The organism is Micromonospora sp. LOL_023 (genome assembly GCF_048060115.1).
Taxonomy (GTDB): domain Bacteria; phylum Actinomycetota; class Actinomycetes; order Mycobacteriales; family Micromonosporaceae; genus Micromonospora_E.
This window is the reverse complement of the sequence record NZ_JBHMIM010000014.1, coordinates 1-20,869: the sequence shown is the minus strand read 5'-3', so window position 1 is coordinate 20,869 and position 20,869 is coordinate 1. Positions and strand designations below refer to the sequence as shown.

25 protein-coding genes and 1 pseudogene are annotated in these 20,869 nt (G+C 71.0%); 13 read left to right on the top strand and 13 right to left on the bottom strand.

Annotation, left to right across the window (positions count from 1 at the left end; genetic code table 11):
- Nucleotides 1-15: 15 nt before the first annotated feature.
- Both ACFHVL_RS09970 and ACFHVL_RS09965 read right to left on the bottom strand, forming a co-directional pair.
- On the bottom strand, nt 16-957 hold the full coding sequence (locus ACFHVL_RS09970) for a phosphatase PAP2 family protein (RefSeq protein WP_416627161.1): 942 nt from the start codon (nt 955-957) through the stop codon (nt 16-18).
- A 64-nt stretch (nt 958-1,021) separates the two neighbouring features.
- Nucleotides 1,022-1,630 carry a hypothetical protein gene (locus tag ACFHVL_RS09965; protein WP_416627159.1) on the bottom strand — a complete coding sequence of 203 codons (609 nt, stop codon included), beginning with the start codon at nt 1,628-1,630 and terminating at the stop codon, nt 1,022-1,024.
- 112 nt (nt 1,631-1,742) lie between these two features.
- Here ACFHVL_RS09965 and ACFHVL_RS09960 point away from each other — a divergent pair, with 112 nt between their 5' ends.
- Nucleotides 1,743-2,978 carry a GNAT family N-acetyltransferase gene (locus tag ACFHVL_RS09960; protein WP_416627158.1) on the top strand — a complete coding sequence of 412 codons (1,236 nt, stop codon included), beginning with the start codon at nt 1,743-1,745 and terminating at the stop codon, nt 2,976-2,978.
- A gap of 66 nt (nt 2,979-3,044) precedes the next feature.
- Nucleotides 3,045-3,521 (top strand): hypothetical protein, encoded by a 477-nt coding sequence (locus tag ACFHVL_RS09955; protein ID WP_416627156.1) that lies wholly within the window; start codon nt 3,045-3,047, stop codon nt 3,519-3,521.
- 56 nt (nt 3,522-3,577) lie between these two features.
- Here the strand turns inward: ACFHVL_RS09955 and ACFHVL_RS09950 are convergent, their stop codons facing one another.
- The 4 genes from ACFHVL_RS09950 to ACFHVL_RS09935 all read right to left on the bottom strand — a co-directional run bounded on the left by ACFHVL_RS09950 (nt 3,578) and on the right by ACFHVL_RS09935 (nt 6,385).
- Nucleotides 3,578-4,045, bottom strand: coding sequence for a ribose-5-phosphate isomerase (locus ACFHVL_RS09950; protein ID WP_416627154.1), 468 nt, complete (start codon nt 4,043-4,045; stop codon nt 3,578-3,580).
- A 44-nt stretch (nt 4,046-4,089) separates the two neighbouring features.
- Nucleotides 4,090-5,289 (bottom strand): DUF1015 family protein, encoded by a 1,200-nt coding sequence (locus ACFHVL_RS09945; RefSeq protein WP_416627153.1) that lies wholly within the window; start codon nt 5,287-5,289, stop codon nt 4,090-4,092.
- A 109-nt stretch (nt 5,290-5,398) separates the two neighbouring features.
- A complete protein-coding gene (locus ACFHVL_RS09940) occupies nt 5,399-5,629 on the bottom strand; it encodes a hypothetical protein (protein ID WP_416627152.1) in 231 nt (76 codons plus the stop codon).
- A gap of 129 nt (nt 5,630-5,758) precedes the next feature.
- Complete coding sequence (locus ACFHVL_RS09935; protein ID WP_416627151.1) at nt 5,759-6,385, bottom strand: disulfide bond formation protein DsbA; 627 nt, start codon at nt 6,383-6,385, stop codon at nt 5,759-5,761.
- Between the two features lie 224 nt (nt 6,386-6,609).
- Here ACFHVL_RS09935 and pepN point away from each other — a divergent pair, with 224 nt between their 5' ends.
- Complete coding sequence (gene pepN, locus ACFHVL_RS09930) at nt 6,610-9,162, top strand: aminopeptidase N (RefSeq protein WP_416627322.1); 2,553 nt, start codon at nt 6,610-6,612, stop codon at nt 9,160-9,162.
- An 84-nt stretch (nt 9,163-9,246) separates the two neighbouring features.
- Here pepN and ACFHVL_RS09925 read toward each other — a convergent pair whose 3' ends face one another.
- Entirely contained in the window at nt 9,247-9,417 is a 171-nt protein-coding gene (locus ACFHVL_RS09925) for a hypothetical protein (protein ID WP_326552206.1), read from the bottom strand.
- Nucleotides 9,418-9,602: 185 nt separating this feature from the next.
- On the opposite strand from ACFHVL_RS09925, the gene ACFHVL_RS09920 reads away from it, so the two are divergent.
- The 4 genes from ACFHVL_RS09920 to ACFHVL_RS09905 all read left to right on the top strand — a co-directional run bounded on the left by ACFHVL_RS09920 (nt 9,603) and on the right by ACFHVL_RS09905 (nt 10,967).
- Complete coding sequence (locus ACFHVL_RS09920; RefSeq protein WP_416627149.1) at nt 9,603-9,884, top strand: type II toxin-antitoxin system Phd/YefM family antitoxin; 282 nt, start codon at nt 9,603-9,605, stop codon at nt 9,882-9,884.
- Nucleotides 9,881-10,153 (top strand): type II toxin-antitoxin system RelE family toxin, encoded by a 273-nt coding sequence (locus ACFHVL_RS09915; protein ID WP_416627148.1) that lies wholly within the window; start codon nt 9,881-9,883, stop codon nt 10,151-10,153. Before ACFHVL_RS09920 ends, ACFHVL_RS09915 begins: the two co-directional genes overlap by 4 nt.
- A gap of 128 nt (nt 10,154-10,281) precedes the next feature.
- Complete coding sequence (locus ACFHVL_RS09910) at nt 10,282-10,665, top strand: type II toxin-antitoxin system RelE/ParE family toxin (protein ID WP_416627147.1); 384 nt, start codon at nt 10,282-10,284, stop codon at nt 10,663-10,665.
- A complete protein-coding gene (locus ACFHVL_RS09905; RefSeq protein ID WP_278118350.1) occupies nt 10,662-10,967 on the top strand; it encodes a helix-turn-helix domain-containing protein in 306 nt (101 codons plus the stop codon). The genes ACFHVL_RS09910 and ACFHVL_RS09905 overlap by 4 nt, the downstream gene beginning before the upstream one ends.
- A gap of 40 nt (nt 10,968-11,007) precedes the next feature.
- Here ACFHVL_RS09905 and ACFHVL_RS09900 read toward each other — a convergent pair whose 3' ends face one another.
- Complete coding sequence (locus tag ACFHVL_RS09900; RefSeq protein WP_416627145.1) at nt 11,008-11,640, bottom strand: GNAT family N-acetyltransferase; 633 nt, start codon at nt 11,638-11,640, stop codon at nt 11,008-11,010.
- Entirely contained in the window at nt 11,625-11,984 is a 360-nt protein-coding gene (locus ACFHVL_RS09895) for a hypothetical protein (RefSeq protein WP_416627144.1), read from the bottom strand. Before ACFHVL_RS09895 ends, ACFHVL_RS09900 begins: the two co-directional genes overlap by 16 nt.
- 530 nt (nt 11,985-12,514) lie before the next feature.
- Between ACFHVL_RS09895 and ACFHVL_RS09890 the strand changes: the two genes are divergently transcribed.
- From ACFHVL_RS09890 to ACFHVL_RS09880, 3 genes and pseudogenes are all read left to right on the top strand, one after another.
- Nucleotides 12,515-13,822: a transcriptional regulator gene (locus ACFHVL_RS09890; protein WP_416627320.1), complete on the top strand. Its 1,308-nt coding sequence runs from the start codon at nt 12,515-12,517 to the stop codon at nt 13,820-13,822.
- Nucleotides 13,823-13,826: 4 nt separating this feature from the next.
- A complete protein-coding gene (locus ACFHVL_RS09885; RefSeq protein WP_416627142.1) occupies nt 13,827-14,537 on the top strand; it encodes an SDR family NAD(P)-dependent oxidoreductase in 711 nt (236 codons plus the stop codon).
- Between the two features lie 346 nt (nt 14,538-14,883).
- Nucleotides 14,884-15,998 (top strand): annotated as a pseudogene (locus ACFHVL_RS09880) (MerR family transcriptional regulator).
- On the opposite strand, the gene ACFHVL_RS09875 reads toward ACFHVL_RS09880, so the two are convergent.
- Nucleotides 15,984-16,208 (bottom strand): hypothetical protein, encoded by a 225-nt coding sequence (locus ACFHVL_RS09875; RefSeq protein ID WP_416627140.1) that lies wholly within the window; start codon nt 16,206-16,208, stop codon nt 15,984-15,986. The pseudogene ACFHVL_RS09880 and the gene ACFHVL_RS09875 sit on opposite strands and share 15 nt — an antisense overlap.
- A 418-nt stretch (nt 16,209-16,626) precedes the next feature.
- Here ACFHVL_RS09875 and ACFHVL_RS09870 point away from each other — a divergent pair, with 418 nt between their 5' ends.
- Nucleotides 16,627-17,658, top strand: a complete 1,032-nt coding sequence (locus ACFHVL_RS09870; protein WP_416627139.1) for an NAD(P)-dependent alcohol dehydrogenase — start codon at nt 16,627-16,629, stop codon at nt 17,656-17,658.
- A gap of 15 nt (nt 17,659-17,673) precedes the next feature.
- On the opposite strand, the gene ACFHVL_RS09865 is transcribed toward ACFHVL_RS09870, so the two are convergent.
- The 3 genes from ACFHVL_RS09865 to ACFHVL_RS09855 are packed head-to-tail and all read right to left on the bottom strand — an operon-like array spanning nt 17,674 to nt 19,912.
- Complete coding sequence (locus ACFHVL_RS09865; RefSeq protein ID WP_416627138.1) at nt 17,674-18,093, bottom strand: DUF5130 family protein; 420 nt, start codon at nt 18,091-18,093, stop codon at nt 17,674-17,676.
- Entirely contained in the window at nt 18,080-18,352 is a 273-nt protein-coding gene (locus ACFHVL_RS09860; RefSeq protein ID WP_416627319.1) for a hypothetical protein, read from the bottom strand. Before ACFHVL_RS09860 ends, ACFHVL_RS09865 begins: the two co-directional genes overlap by 14 nt.
- A 51-nt stretch (nt 18,353-18,403) precedes the next feature.
- A complete protein-coding gene (locus ACFHVL_RS09855; RefSeq protein WP_416627137.1) occupies nt 18,404-19,912 on the bottom strand; it encodes an amidase in 1,509 nt (502 codons plus the stop codon).
- 222 nt (nt 19,913-20,134) lie between these two features.
- Between ACFHVL_RS09855 and ACFHVL_RS09850 the strand changes: the two genes are divergently transcribed.
- Both ACFHVL_RS09850 and ACFHVL_RS09845 read left to right on the top strand, forming a co-directional pair.
- Complete coding sequence (locus tag ACFHVL_RS09850; RefSeq protein WP_416627317.1) at nt 20,135-20,635, top strand: hypothetical protein; 501 nt, start codon at nt 20,135-20,137, stop codon at nt 20,633-20,635.
- A 17-nt stretch (nt 20,636-20,652) separates the two neighbouring features.
- Nucleotides 20,653-20,869: hypothetical protein (locus ACFHVL_RS09845; protein ID WP_416627136.1), on the top strand; the 217-nt coding region annotated here is incomplete at its 3' end.

The following is a 20,869-nucleotide window of genomic DNA, read 5'->3' as shown; positions in this document are numbered from 1 at the left end:
CGGCTGAGACGTCGCTCAATCCCAAACGGTTCCCGCTTCCTCGGACCGGGTCGTCTGCGGATCGGCACCGGAATCGGACACCGAGCGCGGCGGGGCGGCGTACCGGACCGTCGCCAGCACCAGCGCCATCGTCAGCCCCGCCGTGCCCGCGATCGCGGCCGCGCTGCCCGCGTACGCCACGAACAGTCGCCGGCGGCTGAGCAGCTCCAGCGGCACGGTGGTCACCTCGTCGGTGACCACCATCGCCAACCCGGCGACGGCCAGCAGGGCACCACCGACGACCACCAGCAGGGCCAGTGGCGTCGAGTGGCGGGCGTACCTGTCCGTCTCGGGCCGCTGCTGTCGGGCCAGAGCCAGCACCAGCAGGCCGGCAGCCGCCCAGGCCCCGACGACCAGGATCGCCGCCACCGCGTCGCTGGGCCGGTGCCAGCCGGCGGACAGCGTCGCCACCCCGGCCGCCGCCGCGTACCCCGCACCGATCAGGGCACCGACGCCGCGCAGCGCCGCCGGTAGCACCAGCACCAGGGCCACCGCGACCGACATCGCGACCGTGGTGTGCCCGCTGGGCAGACTGTTGTTGGCGAACGCGTCGTACGGATCCACGCCCAGGGCGGGGCGGGCAGTGCCGTACTTGAACAACTGGGTGGTCAGGTTGGACCCGCCGATCACCGCCGTCGCCACCACCGCGAGCAGCACCCGACCGCGGATCAACGCGATGAACCCGATCACCCCGGTGGCCAGTGCCAGCGACGCCACCGAGACCACCCCGAGCACCGTACTCGCCGGGCCGTAGGCCTCGTCCTGCCCGATGGAGTTGCCGGTCAACGCGATGGTGTCCAGCGTTTGGCCGCGCCAGGTGCGCACGAAGAACCACCAGACCGCCCCAAAAGCCGCCGTCTGGGCAGCCGCCAGCAGGACACACCAGCAGGCCAGCAGGAACCCGCCGCGACTACGCATGCCGCCACGCTATCGCCTGGTTTATCACGCGGCGCAGTCAGGCGGCACAGTCAGGCGGCGTGGATCAGAACCAGCCGGCGACCCAGTTCCACGCGCTGACCACCCATTCGGTCTGCCGCAGGTACGCGAAGCCGACGACGATCAGGTATGCCCCGGTCACCATGTGTGCGGCCCGGGCGCTACGCCGCACCCGGCCGAACTGGCGCTCCAGCACGACCCGCCCGATCACCCGGCACAACGCGAACAGACCCACCCCTACCAGGATCGTCAACACGAACGTCAGCACCGGGCTGCCGAGGTTGCCTCGGGCCGAGATCGCCCAGACCCCCCAGCAGACAAAGGCGAACAGACCGCCCAGCACGCTCCACTCACCGCCCCGGCGCAACTGCGCCAGGTGATAGCTCAACGGTGGGCGCGGCGGCTGGATCGGGCCGTCGGACCAGCCGGGCCCACCGGCCTCCGCCGGCCAACCGGTGCCGGTCGGCTCATGCGACGCGGTGAACTCGGCGGTACGCGGCGGCGCGGCCCGACCCACCGGCGCCACCCCGCGTCGGAACACGCCATCGCTGTCGCCCACGACGGCGGTCTGCGCGTCGGCCGCGCCGGGCGCCTGCTGCTGCTGCGGCGGAACCTCCACGGTCCGCTCGGCCCACGGCGTTTGCTGATCTGCCATGCTTCCTCCCCATGGTGCGGGCGGACTCCCGTACCGCGAGACGCCCACCATCGAGCGTAGCGAGCCGGCAAATAGCTCGCCGACCCCGCCGTCGATAGGCTAGACACGGTTGGTGACCGATGATTCGCTACCGATCCGTGCCGGTGTACCACAGGATTTCGATCCCGTGCTCGAGCTGCTGCTGGCGGCCTTCCATCAGAATCCGGACCCCGACTTCCTCGTACTCGAACGGGAGGTCTTCGAGCCCGCCCGGTCCCTGCTGGCGACCGACGGTGACCGGATCGTCGGGCACGCCGGCGCGTACACCCGGGAATTGACGGTGCCCGGCACCGTGCTGCCCGCCGCGCACGTGACGATGGTGGCGGTCGCCCCGACCCACCGGCGGCGCGGCCTGCTCACCCGGCTGATGCGGCGGCAGCTACGCCAGGTACGCGACGCCGGGGCCGAACCGGTCGCGGTGCTGTGGGCGAGCGAGGCCGGCATCTACCCCCGGTTCGGCTACGGGATGGCGGCGCAGCGCCTCGAACTCGACATCGACCCCCGGCAGGCGCGGCTGGCCGAGCCCGACCGACGTGACCCAGTCGCCCTGCGCGCCGGCGACCCCGACGAGGTACGGCCCGAGCTCGCGAAGATCTACGAGCAGGTACGCCGGAGTCGGCCGGGCTGGTCCGGCCGGGACGACCGCTGGTGGCGGTACCTGCTGGCCGACACGCCGGCCCGCCAGTCCGGGCAGACCGCGCTGCGGGCGGTGCTGCACGTCGGACCGGGCGGCCCGGACGGCTACGCACTATGGCGTTCGGCCAGCGGCTGGAACGCCCGCGGCCCCAACGCCCGGGTGCAGGTGATCGAGCTGGTCGCCGCCGACGTGCCCGCGTACACCGCGTTGTGGCGGTTCCTGACCGGCATCGACCTGAGCCGCAGCGTCGTCGCGCGGTATGCCGCACCGGACGAGCCACTGATCCACCTGGTCGACAATGTACGGCAGCTCGGCGCAGTGCTCGCCGACGGCTTGTGGGTACGGCTGATCGACGTCGCGGTGGCGTTGTCCGCCCGCCGGTACGCCGCCCCGGTCGACCTGGTGATCGACGTCACCGACCCGCTGCTACCGGAGAACACCGGCAGCTGGCGGTTGACCGGCGACCGGGAGCGGGCCCGCTGCGTACCCAGCACCGATCCGGCGGATCTGGCCTGCGACGTCCGCGACCTCGCGGCGGCGTACCTGGGCGGGCCGTCGCTGCGGGTCCTGGCCGACGCCGGTCGGGTCCGGGAGCTGCGGCACGGCGCGTTGGTCGAGGCCTCGACGGCGTTCGGCTGGGACCGGGCACCGGCCGGCATCGAAGTCTTCTGACGACCCGGCCCGGCTCGGCGGGATCGGCCGGTCCCGGCCCGGCGCCGATCGCGGTACGGTCGGCGGATGGCGGACTTCGAGCGTCGGCGACGGCGGCACCGACACGGTACGGCTGCGGACGATCCGGCCGTCGAACCGGCGGTGCCGCAGGCCGCCGAGGCGGCACCGGGAGTCACCGCCGTCACCGCGACGGTGCACGACCCCGAGCCGGAGATCCCGGCGACGCCGCGCCCGCCCGCTCCCGGGCCACCCACCCCCGGGCCACCCACCCCCGGGCCGCGCGGGCCGGAGCCGGTGCCCCCGCACCGGCCGCGGCGGCAGACCGTCGGTCGGGGCGGTGGTCACCCGCTCGACGACCGGGACACCACCGATCGGGGCCTGCGTGGCCTGGTGGGATCCGGAACATCACAGGTCAGCACGACGGCTGCGCTGCGTGCCCGGGACGCGTCCCGACCCGGCGACGCCGAGCTGGCCGCCGCCGAGGAGTCGTTGACCATCGTCCGCCGGCACTGGGTGCCCCGTGAGGACCTGCCCCGACGCTGACGCCACCCGCGCGGCGCGGCTGCGCCGTCCCGTGCGCGGGACGGCGCTGAGCCGGCTCAGGGCAGCGCCGGCAGCTCCCGGTCGACCTCGTACGCGGCGACCTGGTCGATCCGGCGAGCATGCCGGTCGTTACCAGAGAAGCCGGTGGCCAGGAACGCCTCCACCAGAGTGGTCGCCTCGTCCAGGGTGTGCTGACGGGCACCGATCGCCACGACGTTGGCGTCGTTGTGGGTACGTGCCAGCTGGGCGGTCTCGAGGTTCCAGGCCAACGCGGCCCGTACCCCGACGACCTTGTTGGCCGCGATCTGTTCACCGTTGCCGGAGCCGCCGATCACCACCCCGAGGCTGTCCGGATCGGCGACCACCCGGGCGCCCGCGTGCAGGCAGAACGCCGGGTAGTCGTCGTCAGGGTCGAACTCGTGCGGTCCGACGTCGGACACCTCGTACCCCTGCTTGACCAGATGGTTGGCCAGGTGCACCTTCAACTCGAAGCCGGCATGATCGGCCGCCAGGTAGACGCGCATACCGCGCAGTCTGTCAGCGCAGGTGGGTCACCGACACACCCGGGTCAGCCGATCTCGGCCAACACCAGCCCGCCGCGCGCCTTCGGGGTGAACCAGGTGCTCTTTCGGGGCAGCTTCTGCCGGCCCAGATTCACCGCGACGAAGTCGTCGACGGTGACCGGGGCGATCAGCACGGCGAGCTCCGCCCGGCCCGCGTCGACCTCGGCGGTAAGCCAACCCGCCGGGTAGTCGCCGCCGACGTACGTGATCCGCTTGTCGCCCGGGTCGAGGCCGAGAACCCCGCGCAGTAGCACCCGCTCCACCAGCGCGTGGTCGAGGTTGTCGACCGGGTCACCGGCGCCGGTCGGCAACGCCACCGCGTAGCCGCGCCCGGCCAGGTAGAGGTGCACGGTCCCGCCGGCCGCCGGCACGGTCGGCCCGCCGTCGAGCGCGGACACCGTCGCTCCGGCGTCGCGCAGCCCGGCCAGCACCTCGTCCGGGGTCGACGTCAGCTCGCTGACCAGCCGATTGTACGGCTGGATCGCCACCGACGCGGGCGTGGTGACGACCGCGAGGAAACGGGGCAGCCCGCCGGTCTGGGCCGCGAGACTGCGGTGGTTGCCGTCCGCGACGACGAGTTCACCACCGCCGGCGAGCGCGCAGAGCCGGTCCTGCAGCGGACCGGGACCCACCGACCAGATCGCATGCGTACGGCCGGCCTGGTCGAGATCGGTCGCCGCCGGCGGCCCGGCGGCGTCGCACGCGGCAGCGAGCGCGCTGTGCAGTTCCTCGCCGCGACCGGTCTGCAGCAGCAGCACCGGGGAGAGCAGGTGGCCGACCGCCTCGGCGAGCGCCACCCGTTCCCGGACCTTGGCGATGAAGACGTCCTCGTTGCGGATCACCAGCCCCGGCTCGTCGGCGCTGGTCGAGATCTGGTCGGTGTCGACCATCGCGAACAGCCCGTACGCGGCGGCGTCACTGGCCGGCTCACTGACCCGGTACAGCACGGTGACCTGCTCGGCGGGTGTGTAGCTGCCGTCCGCGCGGGCCTGCGCGAGCCGCTGTGCGGCGGCCGGCAGGCAGTCGAGGAAGGACCGGCCCAGGCTCTCCGGCGCCCGGTGCGGCATCTCCACCGCCAGTGCGCTGCGCGGATTGGCCTCGATGATCGCGGTGATCTCGACGTCGTTGGCGAACTCGTCGTAGTTCTGCGCGCCGGTGTCTCCGGTGGTGACCCAGGCGCGGGAAATCGGGTGTACGACCGTCATGGCGCGGACGCTACCGGCGGCACCTGCTGTGACGACCGATACATCGGCGGTGTCCACCGGATGGACAGCGGTCCGGCCCAACCAGGCCGGACCGCTGTCGACGGATGGATCAACCGACCGGGGTGGGACGACGGTGCCGGCCCTCGCCGGTGCGGGCCGCCGGCACCGAACCGGTCCGGACCGCCGGCACCTCGCCGGTCCGGACCGCCGGCTCCCGTTCGGGGAACAGCGGCTCCCGGCGGTGCGGGGCGTCTTCCCTCGCCACGCCCCAGACCTGGGCCGCGATCGCTTCGCGCAACACGGGCAGATCCCAGTAGTCGGAGTCGATGTCGACCAGCATGCTGACCTCCGATGCGTCGGATGTGACCCGGCTCGTGCCGGGCCGGCGGGGTGAACATCCTGGGAAACGACCCGATTCGCCGACGCGTCACGTGCGTTCTGCAGCGACACGCCGGAGGTTTTCCGCCGGTCAGTCGAAGCTGGGATCCACTTCCCGAGACCGCTTCAGCTCGTAGAATCCCGGCGTCGCGGCGACCAGCAGTACTCCGTCCCACAGCTTGCCGGCCGCCTCGCCGCGCGGCACGGGAGTGACGACCGGGCCGAAGAAGGCGACCGGCTCCGCGCCGTCGTGGCCGGGTACGTGGACCACCGGCGTGCCGACGTCCATGCCGACCGGGGCCATCCCGGCGGCGTGGCTGGCCCGCAGCGGCACGTCCCAGTCCGGCTCCTCGGCTGCGGCGGCAAGCGCCGGGTCCAGGCCCGCCTCGGTGAGCGCGTCGACGTACAGCTGCCCGTCGATGCTCTGCTTGCCCAGGTGGATCCGGGTGCCCACGGCGCCGTAGAACGCGCGTACCGCGTCGGCGTCGTGCTTTTCTTGCACCGCGATGGCGACCCGCACCGGCCCCCATGCCTGATCCAGCAACCTCCGGTACTCCGGCGGCAGGTCCCGGCCCTCGTTGAGCACCGCCAGGCTCATCACCTTGAACCGGACGTCGACCTGTCGGACCTGCTCCACCTCCAGCAACCACCTCGACGTGATCCAGGCCCATGGGCACGTCGGATCGAAGTACATGTCCACGCTCAGACGGTCCGACATCAGACTCCTCTGTTCCTGTCGTGCGGCGGCTACCTGCCGCCTCATCCGGTCTACCTCGCCATTACCTGATCAGACGCCCGTCAACCACCCGGCGTCTGCCGTGGGCCGCCCTCGCCGAGGGCCCACGACGTGAAAGACTTGGCCGAACGGGGCCATTCCCAGCAGGCCCCGGTGCCGTCGACGCCGACGGCAGGACAATCGGACGGAGGCACACGGTGGCTGGAGTGCGCAACCTGACCCAGGTCGAGGCGGCTGAACGTGCCCGCCTGCTCGACGTGACCGGGTATGACATCCACCTGGATCTGTCCGCGGCTGGCGGTGCCACGGAGAACCGGACCTTTCGTTCGGTGACGAAAGTCACCTTCCGATGTACGGAACCGGGGGCCAGCACGTTCGTCGAGGTGGCGGCGGACCGGCTGCACACGGCCACGCTGAACGGACGCCAGCTCGACCCTGCCGGCTGGTCGGCGGAGGCCGGGCTGGCCCTGCCGGAGCTGGCAGCGGAGAACACCCTCGTGGTGGAGGCGGACTTCCTCTACTCGGCCAGCGGCCAGGGCCTGCACCGCAGCGTCGATCCGGTCGACGGGGAGACCTACCTCTACAGCCAGTTCGAGACCGCCGACGCGCAGCGGGTGTACGCCTGCTTCGACCAGCCTGATCTCAAGAGCGTCTACACCTGGCACGCCGTGGTGCCGGCGCACTGGCGGGTCATCTCGAACATGCCGGTCGCCGGCGAGCAGCCGACCGGGGCGGACGCCAAGACCGTCCACTTCGTCGGGTCCGCCCGGATGAGCACCTACATCACCGCGCTGTGCGCCGGTCCGTACCACGAGGTGCGGCGCAGCCACGACGGCGTCGACATGGGCTACTTCTGCCGGGCGAGCATGTCCGACTACCTCGACGTCGACGACCTGCACCTGATCACGGCGCAGGGGTTCGACTTCTTCCAGGAGCGGTTCGGGGTCCGCTATCCGCTGCCCAAGTACGACCAAATTTGGGTGCCGGACTTCAACGCCGGCGCGATGGAGAACTTCGGCGCGGTCACCCACGCCGAGGCCCACTACCTGTTCCGCTCCCAGGTGACCGACTTCGAGTACGAGCAGCGGGCCAACACGGTGCTGCACGAGCTGGCCCACATGTGGTTCGGCAACCTGGTCACCATGCGCTGGTGGAACGACCTGTGGCTCAACGAGTCGTTCGCCGAGTGGGCCAGCCACTGGTGCAACTCGGAGGCGACCCGCTTCACCGACGCCTGGACCACCTTCCTGTCGGTCCGCAAGAACTGGGGCTACCGGCAGGACCAGCTTTCCTCCACCCACCCGGTCTACTGCGAGATGCCGGACCTGGAGGCCGTCGAGGTCAACTTCGACGGCATCACGTACGCCAAGGGCGCCAGCGTGCTCAAGCAGCTCGTCGCGTACGTCGGGCTGGAGTCGTTCGTCGCCGGGCTGCGCACCTACTTCCAGCGGCACGCCTGGGGCAACGCCACCTTCGACGACCTGCTGTCCGAGTTGGAGGCGGCCTCCGGCCGGGAGCTGCGCAAGTTCGCCGCCCAGTGGCTGGAGACGGCGCAGGTCAACACGTTGCGCCCGGAGCTGTCGATCGGCCCGGACGGCAACTACCAGCAGGTCACCGTACGGCAGGAGGCACCGGCCGGGCATCCGACGCTGCGCACCCACCGGATCGGCGTCGGCCTCTACGACCTGGTCGACGGTGCTCTGGTTCGCCGGCACCGGGTCGAGGTCGACATCAGCGGCGAACGCACCGAGCTGACCGGGTTGGCCGGGCTGCCCGCCGCCGACGTGCTGCTGCTCAACGACGACGACCTCAGCTACACCAAGCTGCGGCTGGACGAGCGTTCGATGGCCACCGTCGTGCAGCACATCAGCGCCTTCGAGTCGTCGTTGGCGCGGGCGCTGTGCTGGGCGGCGGCCTGGGACATGGTCCGCGACGGTGAGCTCGCCGCCCGCGACTACGTGGGTCTGGTGCTCGCCGGGCTGCCGAACGAACGCGACATCAACCTGGTGACCGCCACGCTGCGCCAGGCCACCAGCACCCTGTCGTTCTACGCGGAGCCCAGCTGGGCGCCGCAGGGCTGGGCGGATCTGGCCCGCACCGCGAAGACGGCGCTGCTGTCGGCGCCGCCGGGCAGCGGCTTCCAGCTCGCCTGGGCCCGCAGCTTCGCGGCGGCGGCCCGCTCCGACGACGACCTGGCGGTGCTGCGCGGCTGGCTCGACGGTGCCGACGTGGTGCCCGGGCTGACCATCGACACCGAGCTGCGCTGGTCGGTGCTGCAGTCGTTGGCCGCGAACGGGGCGGCGACCGGCAAGCAGATCGAGGCGGAGTTGCGCAGCGACCGGACGGCCAGCGGCGAGCGGGAAGCCACCCTGGCCCGTGCGCTGCTGCCGGACGCCGCCAGCAAGGCGGCCATCTGGGCGCAGTTGACCGGGCCGGACAGCCTGCCGAACTGGCAGCACCGGGCACTGCTGCAGGGCTTCCAGCACCCCACCCAGGTCGAGTTGACCGAACCGTACCGGCAGGCGTACTTCGAGGTCGCCGGCCGGATCTGGGCCACCCGCGACAGCGAGCCGGCGCAGGAGTTCGTCGTGCTGGCGTACCCGTTGTATCTGGTGTCGCCGGAGACGGTGGCCGCGACCGACGAGTGGCTGGCCGGCGACGGTCACCCGGCGCCGCTGCGGCGACTGGTCGCCGAGGGCCGTGACGGCGTGGTCCGGGCGCTCCAGGCACGGGCCACCGACGCAGCCGCCGCCCGCTGAGCGACTCCCCGTCCGGCTGTCATGCCGTGGCGACACCCGGTGTCGCCACGGCATGACAGTCGCTGCTGTCCGGGCAGCCCGGGCCTAGCCCCACTCCCGGCGCACCGCAGGCTGCTCGGTCTCCTCGTGCGCGGGATCTACGTCCACCGTCTCGTGCGACTCCGTCACCCGGGCCGGTAGCTCGCCGAACCTGGCGCGCCGCAGTCGAGCGAACTGCTCGTCCGTCACCGGCTCCGTCGTGTCCTCGGTGCCCATCTCGACCGACCTCCTTCGTCGGCTTCCATTGTCACCCGCAGTGTCACGCTCACCAGAAGGTGCAGGCTAGTCGGACTAGACGGAGGTGCCGGGATGCACTGGCAGGTCCAGGAGGCCATGGCCAGGCGCGAGAGCGAGTTGGCGACAGGGTGGCGTACGACTTGTACAAGACGTACGATCTGTACGTGACCGCAGAACCGATCAGGCCCGACCAGGAGCTGAGCATTTCGGCCGCCCGGGATGCGCTCGCCGACATCGTGTCCCGCGCTCACTACAGCGGCCGGATCACCTACGTCACTCGACGGGGTCAACGGCTCGCCGCGATCGTCCCTGCCGACCTGGCCGAGGCGATCGAGCGTGCCGAGGACGCCGCCGACGTCGCGGCGGCCCGCGAGGCGCTGGCCCGCATCGACGCGGGCGAGAAGCCCGTCTCGCTGGCAGAGCTTCGCGCCGAGCTCGGGTTGTGACCGGACCAACTCGGCAGCCGCCGTACGAGATCCAACTCGATCCGAAAGCTGCCAAGCTGGACCGGCCCGTCCAGTCCCGACTTGTCGCCGCCATCGCCGCCCTCAGCGTCGATCCACGACCGCACGGGGTCAAAGCCCTGACCGGCCACCCTGGGCTCCTGCGAATCCGCGTCGGGGACTACCGGGTGGTCTACCAGATCGACGATGGCAAGCTGATCGTTCTCGTGGTGCACCTCGGCCATCGCAGCGACATCTACGACCTGCTGTAGCCCGACGGCATCAGCGGCGACCAGCACCTGGCAGCGCCGAGCACATCTATGGCCGGCGCCGCATCGCCCCCACTTCCCATCCGCCACCATCCAGGGCTATCAGCTGGCACTGAGCCACGACCGGCTATATGCTCGCGTATATGGGGGGTCGGTATGACGTCGAGTTGGAGCCCGAGGTCCGAACGTGGCTGGACACGCTATCCCTCCCCGAATATCGGACAGTCGAGTACCACGCGGACAGGCTCGCCGAGACACCAACCACGCTTGGTGAGCCGTACAGCAAGCACCTTCGGGGCGCGGTTCGCGAGCTGCGCTTTCACCTGGGACGATCCGCGTGGCGGGTTACCTACTGGCTCGCCCCTGCGCGCCGGGTCGTGCTGCTGACGGTCTTTCGCAAGACTCGCGCCCGGGAGACGAGCGAGGTCGAGCGCGCTGTCGCCGCGCAGCGGGTGTGTGAGGAGCAGCATCAGCCAGCGACACATTCCTACGATCGGGAGAGGATGAGGCCATGAAGGGATACCACACCAGGTGGACGGTTCCGGACGAGCACCGGGCAAGCCCTGAGTACGTCGAGGCCGGCGCCCGCATCGCCCTCGGGCAGGCCGTTTACGACCGCCGGGTCGCTCTCGGCCTGAGCCAGGCCGAGCTCGCCGCTCGGGCTGGCACCACGCAGACCGTGATCTCGCGGTTGGAAGGTGGCGCGGTCACGCCGACGCTCCCGCTGCTGCACCGCCTGGCCGGAGCGTTGGAAGGCGAGCTGGACATCAAGATCACCGGCACCAGCACTCGCGCGGAGTTCCCGCTCGCCTCGTAACCCGCTGGCCTGCGACAACCTGGCCGCAGGCCAGCTCCGTTCAGCCGACGCGCAGGGCGGCGGCCATCGGCGGTTGGTCGACCGGGTCGCCGGAGCGGCGCATCGCCCACAACGGCGGCCCGCCCGCCGGCAGGTGGGCCACCCGTACGACGCGGTATCCGTGGCGTTCGTAGAACGCCGTGGACCGGGCGCTGCTCGCCTCGACCACGGCCGGCATCCCGATCCGGTCCAACCGGGCGTGATGCGCCGCCAGCAACGCCGCCCCGATCCCCCGCCGCCGCATCCACGGCGCAGCCGCCAGACATGCCAGATGATGATGCCGACCTGTCGGCTCCAACCGCCCCGCCGTAAACGCGAAATGCGAGTACGGGCCGTGCCGGTCACCACACGACCGCAACCGCCGCCGCTGATGCTCCGCGCCGACCAGCCGATCGGACGGATGCGGAAACCACACCGCCACCCCATCCAGATCACCCGCGACATCCACAATCCCGTGCCGCACCCCGAACTCCACCTCAGCGGTGAAGAACTGAAGCGCCGTCAGATACCGCAGCGCGTAGTCACCCACCAGCCAGGCCACCACCGGATCCAGCACACTCGCCTGCGCCAACAACTCCGCCAGCGGCTCCACATCAGCTGCCGTCGCCGCCCGCACCCTCACCACGGCCGCCACGTCCACACCAGAAACCGATCAAACAACTCCGCCGCAGTCACGTCGGGCAGATCAAGGGCCGCCTCGGTCATCCGCTCCACCGCGTACGTCGCCAACTCGACCGGCCCGAACACGGACGCCAGCTCGACCCGCGCCACCGCACACGGCCACACATCCCCGCAGCAGGCACACGACCACGACGGCCGCCGCGCCACATGACCACCGCCACCAATCGCCGGCTCCGCACCAACCAGATCGCGGCGGTACGCAGCACACCCGACCGGATCCACCCGAGGTTGCCCATCGTGGCGGACGATCAGCACCCCACCACCAGCGGCGGCCAGGTCCCGCAGCTCCTCCCTCACCGCGACCACCGCCCCCGGGTCGCCTGAGCGCCACCCACGGCCGCCCGACCCACAGCCCCAACCGCACCAGCCCTCGCCGGACCGGGCAGCCCGGACGGACCCGTCGGGCTGAACCGCATCGAATGCCGAGGCGCACAGTCCGGACACCGCAACGTCGCCCCACACACGGGACACCAGCGTCGACGCGCAACGTTGAGAAGAAATCCCGCTATGAAGCCAACGACGATTCCCGCAAGTAAGCAGAGGAGTAGCTGAGGCACCGGACGCCCTTCCGTTAGATTGTGAAGATGTTGCGTCCACCCCGAAATACATGATCAGCTTCTGGCAGGGCATCGACGCCCACTCAGCAAAGCCCTCGCGCGACACGTCGATCCACCCATGAGCTGTTGTCTTGGTGTTGTCTCCACACCCGACTAAACATGAATGGTCCCTTTGGTGCACCTCGATCGCCGAACACTCCGGTAAGTTGATCCGAGACGAGAGGGGCACCTGTGAGAAGTGATCCTTCCCAGAACCAGTCTCGGATCTTGGTGCACCCGCTGACCTACGTCCGGCAAGATCGAAATTGGAGCCAGCAGGATCTGGTCGACAAGATCGCCCAGCGGCTCAACACCGCCGCCCGACGCGAGAAAGCCTGGCGCTGGGAGCGTTGGGGCGTCGTGCCCGACCTGGCAACACAGTGCGCGCTTGCCGATGAGCTTGGCGTACCGCGACAGGCGGTCCGCGAGCTGGGCTGGCCGCACTGGCTACCGGTCGGTCAACGGATCGACACTGACACCCCTTGGACGATGGACGGCGGATTGACGCTGTTGAGAGAGACGGCGGGAGCGGCAGTGATTGATAGACGCGGATTCATGATCCTCGGTGTCGGCGCAGCGGCAACACTCGCGCAGCAGTGGCTCACGCTTGACCCGCCACCGTTGCGATCCGCCATGGAGGGCGGGCCTCTCGACAGCTCACTCGTCGGCTGCTTCGAGCAGCGCCTTCCCACGCTCCGGCAGATCGACGCGCTCCTCGGCGGCGGAAGTGTCCGTGACGTCGTGGACGCGGAGCTGCAACTCGTCACCGACCTGTTGAACAACAGCTCCTACTCCGATGAGATCGGCCGTCGGATGTTCGCGGTGGCGACCGAACTCGGCCGGATCGCAGGCTGGGCCAGCTTCGATGCTGGGCACCAGGCCGCCGCCGAGCGCTACTGGGTTGCCGCGCTCCACACCGCGCATCTCGCCGACGATCGGACTGCGGGCGCGAACATCCTGAAGTGCATGAGCTTGCAGCGAGTCGACAGCGATCGAGCAGACGAAGCACTCGCACTGGCCACGGCAGCCGTTGACGGCGCGAAGGATGCTCCCGCCCGGGTGCTGGCCATGTTCTACACCCGCAAGGCCCGAGCCCACGCCGCCCTCAACGATGCCGCTGCCGCTGAGCGCTGTCTCACCAGCGCCGAAACGCACATGGCCCGAGCAGACGACGAGCCCAGCCCGGACTGGGCCGGCTACTTCGACCAGGCCGAATACTGCGCCCAGGTCGCGGCCTGCTACCTGATGCTCGACCGGCACCAGAACGCCGACCACTGGCTCGCCCAAGCCTTGAATCTGCAACCGACAACCCGCAGCCGAGACCGCGCCACCTACCTGATCTGGCGAGCGGACGTCACCGCCAGCCTCGGCGACGTCGAACAAGCCTGCGCGTACGTGCACCGCGCAGCGCCCGAGGTCGTGAAGACCCGCTCGCTACGGAACCACCACCGGCTGATGGGCATCCACACCCGCCTCGCCAAGTACGACACCCCTGCCACCCGCGAGTTGGACGAACGCGTACGGAGTCTGGTCGCATAGCACCATGACATCGGACGTCCAGCGGGTAGCCGTCGTCACCGGAGCCAACCGAGGGCTCGGCAGAGCAATCGCCCAGCAGCTCGCACGGGCCGGCCTCCACGTCGTGGTCACCGCCAGAAGCGAGGAAGCCGCGGAGCGGACCGCCGCCGAGTTGGCCCGGCTCGGCCTGTCGGTCTCCGGTCACCAGCTCGACATCACCGACCCTGCCAGCGTCGCCCGAGCCATGGCCGACGTCGGCTACCAGTACGGCCGGCTCGACGTCCTGGTCAACAACGCCGCCATCGCCATCGACCGAGGCCAGGCCGCGAGCGGCGCCGACATGGAAAAGGTCGCCGCGACCCTCGACGCCAACATCATGGGCACCTGGCGCTGCTGCACCGCCGCCATCCCCGAGATGAAGCGAAACAGCTACGGCCGGATCGTCAACGTCACCAGCCACATGGGCACATCCGCCGAAATGGGCACCGGCAGCGTCTCCTACCGCGTCTCCAAAGCCGGCATCAACGCGCTCACCCAAATCCTCGCGGCAGAACTACGCGAGCACAACATCCTCGTCAACGCAGCATCACCCGGAAAGGTCGACACCCGCCTCGCCTACGGCAAAGCCAACCACACCCCCGACGAAGCAGCCCACACCTTCACCTGGCTGGCCACGCTCCCCGACGACGGACCAACCGGCCAACTCTTCTACAACCGAAATCCACTCCCCTGGTAGCAGAAGGACGGGAGCCAATCGGTGTCACAAAGACCAAGCGAGTCCGCCCTCGCTACCTCATCCGGCACAGGTTGGATGTCAGGATGCGGGCGCGACCTAGGCACGGCTCGCTACGCTGTCCCGATGACCGTGGTCGATGAGATCGCCCGTAGCGGTACCTCAGTTTGACCGCCTACCGCAGGGAGGGCGCCGGCCCGCGAGTTGCTGGCCCGCCGATACGTCATCGGGCAGGAAGCTGGTTCCCTCGCCTGCTGCAGCTACGCCCGATGGTCGGCATCATCGTGTCGTTCTGATCGACCCGGCTTCGCTTGCTCCTCACGTGGCGTCATGCCAGATAGTTGGTGGCGTGGAGGAGCACCTGACCGTGGGGCGCGTGGCGGAACTGGCCAGCGTCAGCGTCCGCACGCTACATCACTACGACGCGGTCGGCCTCCTGCAGCCGTCCACGCGGACCGCAGCGGGACACCGGGCTACTCCGCAGACGATGTGGAACGACTGCGGAAGGTGCTCGCCTACCGGCGGCTCGGCTTCGGATTGCGGGAGATCGCAGATCTGGTCGACGATCCGGCAACTGACGCAGTCGCGCACCTGTGCCGGCTGCGTAGCCTGCTGATGGACCAGCGCGACCGTGCTGCTGCCATGGTGACGGCCATCGACAGAGAACTCGCCGCACGAGCCATGGGAATCAGGACGACGTCAGAGGAGCAGCTGGAGATGTTCGGCGCGCAGCTGTACGACGCCATCGGATCCGCGTACCCCGCGACACGGCGCACTGAGCCGAGGATCGCCACGCGAATCTGGGATGCGTTGGGGGATGCCCAAACGGTGCTGAACGTCGGGGCTGGCTCCGGTTCCTACGAGCCGCCCGATCGCGTGGTCACGGCGGTGGAACCGTCGGCGGTCATGCGGGCGCAGCGTCCCCCGGGCGCGGCACCGTGCGTGGCCGCCGCCGCGGAGAGTCTGCCGTTCGAGGATCAGTCCTTTGACGCCGCGATGGCGGTCAGCACCGTCCATCATTGGTCGGACCCAGTCGCCGGGCTACGTGAGATGCGGCGGGTGGCCCGCCGCGTGGTGGTGTTCACGTACGACGCCGATGACACCGGCTGGCGTCAACGGTTCTGGCTCACCCGTGACTACCTGCCTGAGTTCGCGGACCTTCTCCTCGGCTGGCCCTCACTGGCCGATCTGACCGGCGCGATCGGAGGACGGGCGGAGCCGGTGCTCGTTCCGTGGGACTGCAATGACGGCTTCTTCGAGGCGTACTGGCGCCGGCCCGAGGCGTACCTGGACGAACATGTCCGCCGCGCGGTGTTGGTGTGGACCAGAGTCGGACCGCAGGCTGAGCAACGGGCAGTCAGCACACTCCGCGAAGACCTCTCCTCAGGCCGGTGGGCCGAGCGCAACCGCGACCTCGTCGCCCTCGACACCGCAGAACTCGGCCTGCGCCTACTCATAGCCTGAACCACTTCGCGGGTCGTCGGGCAGGGCCCGGAACGCCTTGTGACTGCTCAATGGCCGGACAGCCCGGAAGTCCCGCCGGTCAAGCGGCAACACCGCGTCCGTCTCGTACCGCTCGGCAAACACGACGTTCACCGCGTCCGCGAGATCCGGGCGCAGCGCCGCGTACCGCGACTGGACCGTACGGGCCCTGCGCGGCACGGTCGCGGTCACCTCCGGGACCAGGAGCCGCAGGTTCCGCTCCGCCAGTCCTGCACAGCGTGTGCCGTCCTGCGGTCCACGTTCCGGGTGATGATGTGCTCGATCTCGTGTTCAGGATTGTCGACAATGAGCGGGGCCACCAGCCCGGCGGTGTCCCCGACAAGGATCATGCAGCGTGGCCGGACGGGCCGTACCTGCGATCCTCGGCCTGCGCCACCGCCGCCCGCACATCGTCATCACTCACCGGCCCGCCGAAACCGATCTCCGGCATGTCCCAGTTCCCCGACCAACGACGTGCTCGCAGCGCCGCGATCCGGAACGCCTCCCGGAAGTACTCCGACTCCGGACGGGACGAGGGCGACTCAGCCGGGGCGGATGAGCCGGGACCGTTCGGCGGACGTGGCAGGCCGGCCGGGTCGACGATGTGAGGATGCGTGCCATCCAACTCACCGCGCCGGGCACTCTCGAACTGGTGGATGTGCCCACCCCGACCCCTGGGCCGGACGAAGTCCTGCTGGCCACGGCGGCGGTCGGCGCCTGCCACTCGGACCTGCACATCCTCGACGCGCCGGCTGGCTCCTTCCCCACCCCGATGACCCTCGGCCATGAGATCGCCGGCCGGGTCGCCGAGGTCGGCTCCGGCGTCACCGGCTGGTCGCAGGGCGATCCGGTCGCCGTCTACGGAATCATCGGCTGCGGACGCTGCCGGGCCTGTCTGCGCGGGCTGGAGAACCAGTGCCGCACGGTGCCGGTCGGCGGCATCGGGCTGAGCCGCGACGGTGGCCTCGCCGACCACGTCGTGGTGCCGGCGTCCCGGCTGCTGCCGCTGGGCGGACTGGATCCGGTGCAGGCGGCCCCGCTGACCGACGCCGGCCTCACCCCGTACCACGCGATCGCCCTGAGCCGCGACGCCCTGCGGCCCGGCACCAGCGCCGTGGTGATCGGCGTCGGCGGACTCGGCCACATGGCGGTGCAGATTCTCTCGGTGACCACCGCCGCCACGATCATCGCGGTCGACACCAGCGATGCCGCGTTGCGGCTGGCCAAACGGATGGGCGCGCACCACACGGTGCAGGCCGGCCCGGCCGCGGCCGAGCAGATCCGCCAGCTCACCGGTCCGGCGCCGGACGGCGCCGAGGTGGTCCTCGACTTCGTCTGTGTCGACGCGAGCCTGGAGACCGCCCGCCAGGTGGTCTCGACCGGCGGTCAGCTGACGATGGTCGGCCTGGGTGGCGGCACGCTGCCCATGACGCCGACCGCAGGGCCGCCGCCGGTGCCGTTGGAGACCAACGCGGTCATCCCGTTCTGGGGCAGCCGCGGCGAGTTGGCCGAGGTGATCGAGCTCGGCCGGCAGGGGCTGCTCCGCGCCGAGGTGCAGACCTTCCCACTGACCGAGGCGGTGCAGGCGTACCAGGCGTTGCGCGACGGGGAGATCCACGGCCGCGCCGTGCTCGTGCCGTAGTGGCAGACCGGGCGGTCAGGCCTTGCCGGCCCGCGATGCCAGCTGGTCGATGCCGCTGACCAGGCCGCCGGCCAGGTCGCCGCCGCCGAAGGACGCCACCATGGACAGCGCGGCAAGTTTCGCGTCCCGGTCCGGGATCCGGCTGCGTGCCTCGGCACCGGTGACGATCTCCAGCAGCCGCTGGTTCGGCGACACGGCGATGAGCACCGCGTGGTCCGGGTCGGCGAGCTGCCGGTGCAGCGTCACGGCGTACTCCCGGGTCGGCTCGGCAAGGTCGCCGACGTAGATGCTGAACGCCAGCCCGGTGGCCTCGTCGGCCAGCCGCAGCGCCTCGTCGAGGCGCAGCAGCTGGCGGGTGCCGAACGGCCCCGGCAGCGTCGCGGACACCCGCGTCGACTCGCTGGCCTGCTCGTGAACCTGCTCACCAACGGTCACTTGCGCCTCCCGTCACTCCCGGCCGGGCCTGCCCGGCACCGGTGTCGGTCGAACCGATCGCGGCCAGCTCCGCGCCGGCCGGCACTGCCGCCGCGCGGGTCCCCGCCGTCCGGTCACCTGCTGAGACGAACCAGACCGGGGTGAACTCGAACGGCCGGCCCGGTCGGTACCGGCGGTCCGTCCCGCCGCGCCCGCCGATGATCGCCAGGCCGGTCACCACGAGCACGATGACCGCCGGGATCACGACGAAGTAGAGCACCGTACTGGTAACAGACAATTTCAACGCCCCCCGGCAGTTGGTTCAAGGGACTCAGCGGACGTCTGCAGCCTCGGACCTGGCCGCTCCGCCAGCCCGTTCCCGCTCAGACGCTTTCACGGTAGCGGAGGCGCCGGCCCGCCAGATCTCCGGGTGCCGGCCGGCCTGGCCGGCCCGCTCCTCCAACTGGGCGGCAGCGGCCAGCACGGTGGCGTCCGCGCCGCCCTGGCCGGTCAGCAGGACCCCAACCGGCTGCCCGGCCGCACTCTGCGCCACCGGTACGGACACCGACGGTTGCCCGGTGACGTTGAACACCGCACAGTACGGCGAAAAGCGTCTCTGCCGCTCGAAGTCCTGCGCCGGGTCACCCGTTTCGGTGAACCAGCCGACCGGGGCCTGCGGCCTGCTCAGCGTCGGGCAGAGCAGCAGGTCCAGTCCGGCGACCGCGTGCATCGCCCGGCGGACCTGGACCTGAAGCTCGGCCAGGGTGGCGACCAGGGTCGCCGCGCTGATCGCGCCGCCCCGCTCGCGCAGCAGCCGGGTCAGCGGCAACAGCTGCGCCTGACGCTCCGGCGGCACCGGGGCCAGCGCCAGCACGTACCAGATGGTTTCGAACAGTGGCCACAGATCCGGCCGTAGCGGCGCGGGGATCTCGACCACCTCGTGCCCGGCGTCGTCGAGCAGCGCGGCGGCGCGGTCCACCGCCGTCACACAGTCGGGGTGCACCGGCTCGTCGGCGAGCATCGGGGTGGTGAACCGGCCGATCCGCAGCCGGCCGGGATCGGCCCGGCGGGCGGCGGCGAGATATCCGCCGGGTGGCGCGGGCGGCGGCAGGTACGGCTCACCGGGCACCGGCACCGCCATCGCGTCGAGCAGGGCGGCGGCGTCGGCGACGGTCCGGGCGATCGGGCCGTGGCTGGGCAGCCCGAAGCCACCGCCGCCGAGCGGCCCGCCGGAGACCAGTCCCCGGGTCGGCTTGTAGCCGACCAGGCCGCAGATCGCCGCCGGGATGCGGCACGATCCGCCGCCGTCGGAGCCCTGGGCGAACGGCACCAGTCCGGCGGCGACCGCGGCGGCCGCCCCGCCACTGGATCCGCCGGCGGTGCAGTCCAAATCCCACGGGTTACAGGCCGGCGGGGCGACCAGGCCTTCGGAGTAGAGCGAGCAGCCCAGCTCGGCGGCGGTGGTCTTGCCGAGGCTGATGGTGCCGGCCGCGCGCAGCAGCCGGACCACGTCGGCGTCGACGGTCGGTACGTAGTCGGCGAACGCGGCGGAGCCGAAGGTGGTCCGGACCCCGGCGGTGAGGGTCAGGTCCTTGATCGCCAGCGGTACGCCGTACAGCGGGCCGGGGTGGTGGCGGTGCCGCGCGCCCGGCGGCGTCCCGTCGAGGGCCGTGGCCTGCGCTCGGGCGCTGTCCGCGGTGACGGTGACGAACGCGCCGACGGTGTCCGAGTGGGCGTCGACGCGGTCCAGGTAGTGCTCGACGACGTCGAGGCTGCGCAGCTCGCCCCGACGGATCGCGCCCGCCTGCTCCAACGCGGTCAGCTCATGGATCTGCGGCATCAGCCGATCCTGGCAGGTCCGTCGGCACACCCGCCGGCCAGGGCGGTCCGGAGTGACCCGGCCACCGCACCGGAAATCACCCCAGCGGGTGACGCCTACCAGCTCCGGCGGGGGGAAGTCCGACCGGTGAGCCCCGGCCGTGGGCGCGGCGCCGGCCGCAGCCGGAGACCGGCCGGGCGTCGGTGGGGGGAGATCATGCGGGTAGTCAGTCAACCGGTCCGGATGCTGGCCAGTCTGGCCGCCGCCGTGCTGTTCGGCACAGCGGTGGTCGTGCTCGGCGCGACCCCGGCGTACGCCGGCACCACGTACGTGGAGGCCGATCCGAGCACGGTGCACGCCGGTGGCCGGGTGACCATCCGGGCCAGCTGCGGAGACGACAACACCAGCCAGGCGACCGTCGAGTCGGACGCGTTCGGGCGGGTGATCGTCACACCCGACCAGGACATCCTCACCGGTCAGGTGACGGTGCCGGGCAGCAAACGTCCCGGCCGCTACTCGGTCGACCTGCAGTGCCAGAACGGCAACACGGCGGTGAACACGTTGACGGTGACCGGCACCGCGCATCCGACCCGTGGACCGGACGCCGGCGGGGGCGGCACCGCATCGGCCGGCACCGGCACCGGTGGCTCGGGGTTCCTGGTCGGCGGGACCGCCGCCGTCGCGTTGGGCCTGGGCGTCGCGTTGCTCGCGTTGCGTCGTCGCCGCGCCGACTACGGCGCCTGATCGGCCGACGACCACCGGTGGCCCGTCCCGCGTCGCCTGGTGGCCGCGGCCGCGGCTGGCTGATCTCGTTCGCGCAGCAGGTCGGCACGGCCGGCACCACGGCGCACACGGTCGCCCCCCGGGTGTCGACGTACGGCCGGGCGCGGCCGGCTGGGCAGGCTGAGCCGGCTGGGCAGGCTGAGCCGGCTGGGCAGGCTGAGCCGGCTGGGCAGGCTGAGCCGGCTGGGCAGGCTG

Coding starts and splice junctions, on each gene's coding strand:
- ACFHVL_RS09970 (WP_416627161.1), bottom strand. CDS start 957: ATGCGTAGTCGCGGCGGGTTCCTGCTGGCCTGCTGGTGTGTCCTGCTG.
- ACFHVL_RS09965 (WP_416627159.1), bottom strand. CDS start 1,630: ATGGCAGATCAGCAAACGCCGTGGGCCGAGCGGACCGTGGAGGTTCCG.
- ACFHVL_RS09955 (WP_416627156.1), top strand. CDS start 3,045: ATGGCGGACTTCGAGCGTCGGCGACGGCGGCACCGACACGGTACGGCT.
- ACFHVL_RS09950 (WP_416627154.1), bottom strand. CDS start 4,045: ATGCGCGTCTACCTGGCGGCCGATCATGCCGGCTTCGAGTTGAAGGTG.
- ACFHVL_RS09945 (WP_416627153.1), bottom strand. CDS start 5,289: ATGACGGTCGTACACCCGATTTCCCGCGCCTGGGTCACCACCGGAGAC.
- ACFHVL_RS09940 (WP_416627152.1), bottom strand. CDS start 5,629: ATGCTGGTCGACATCGACTCCGACTACTGGGATCTGCCCGTGTTGCGC.
- ACFHVL_RS09935 (WP_416627151.1), bottom strand. CDS start 6,385: ATGTCGGACCGTCTGAGCGTGGACATGTACTTCGATCCGACGTGCCCA.
- ACFHVL_RS09925 (WP_326552206.1), bottom strand. CDS start 9,417: ATGGGCACCGAGGACACGACGGAGCCGGTGACGGACGAGCAGTTCGCT.
- ACFHVL_RS09910 (WP_416627147.1), top strand. CDS start 10,282: ATGCTCGCGTATATGGGGGGTCGGTATGACGTCGAGTTGGAGCCCGAG.
- ACFHVL_RS09905 (WP_278118350.1), top strand. CDS start 10,662: ATGAAGGGATACCACACCAGGTGGACGGTTCCGGACGAGCACCGGGCA.
- ACFHVL_RS09885 (WP_416627142.1), top strand. CDS start 13,827: ATGACATCGGACGTCCAGCGGGTAGCCGTCGTCACCGGAGCCAACCGA.
- ACFHVL_RS09870 (WP_416627139.1), top strand. CDS start 16,627: ATGCGTGCCATCCAACTCACCGCGCCGGGCACTCTCGAACTGGTGGAT.
- ACFHVL_RS09855 (WP_416627137.1), bottom strand. CDS start 19,912: ATGCCGCAGATCCATGAGCTGACCGCGTTGGAGCAGGCGGGCGCGATC.
- ACFHVL_RS09850 (WP_416627317.1), top strand. CDS start 20,135: ATGCTGGCCAGTCTGGCCGCCGCCGTGCTGTTCGGCACAGCGGTGGTC.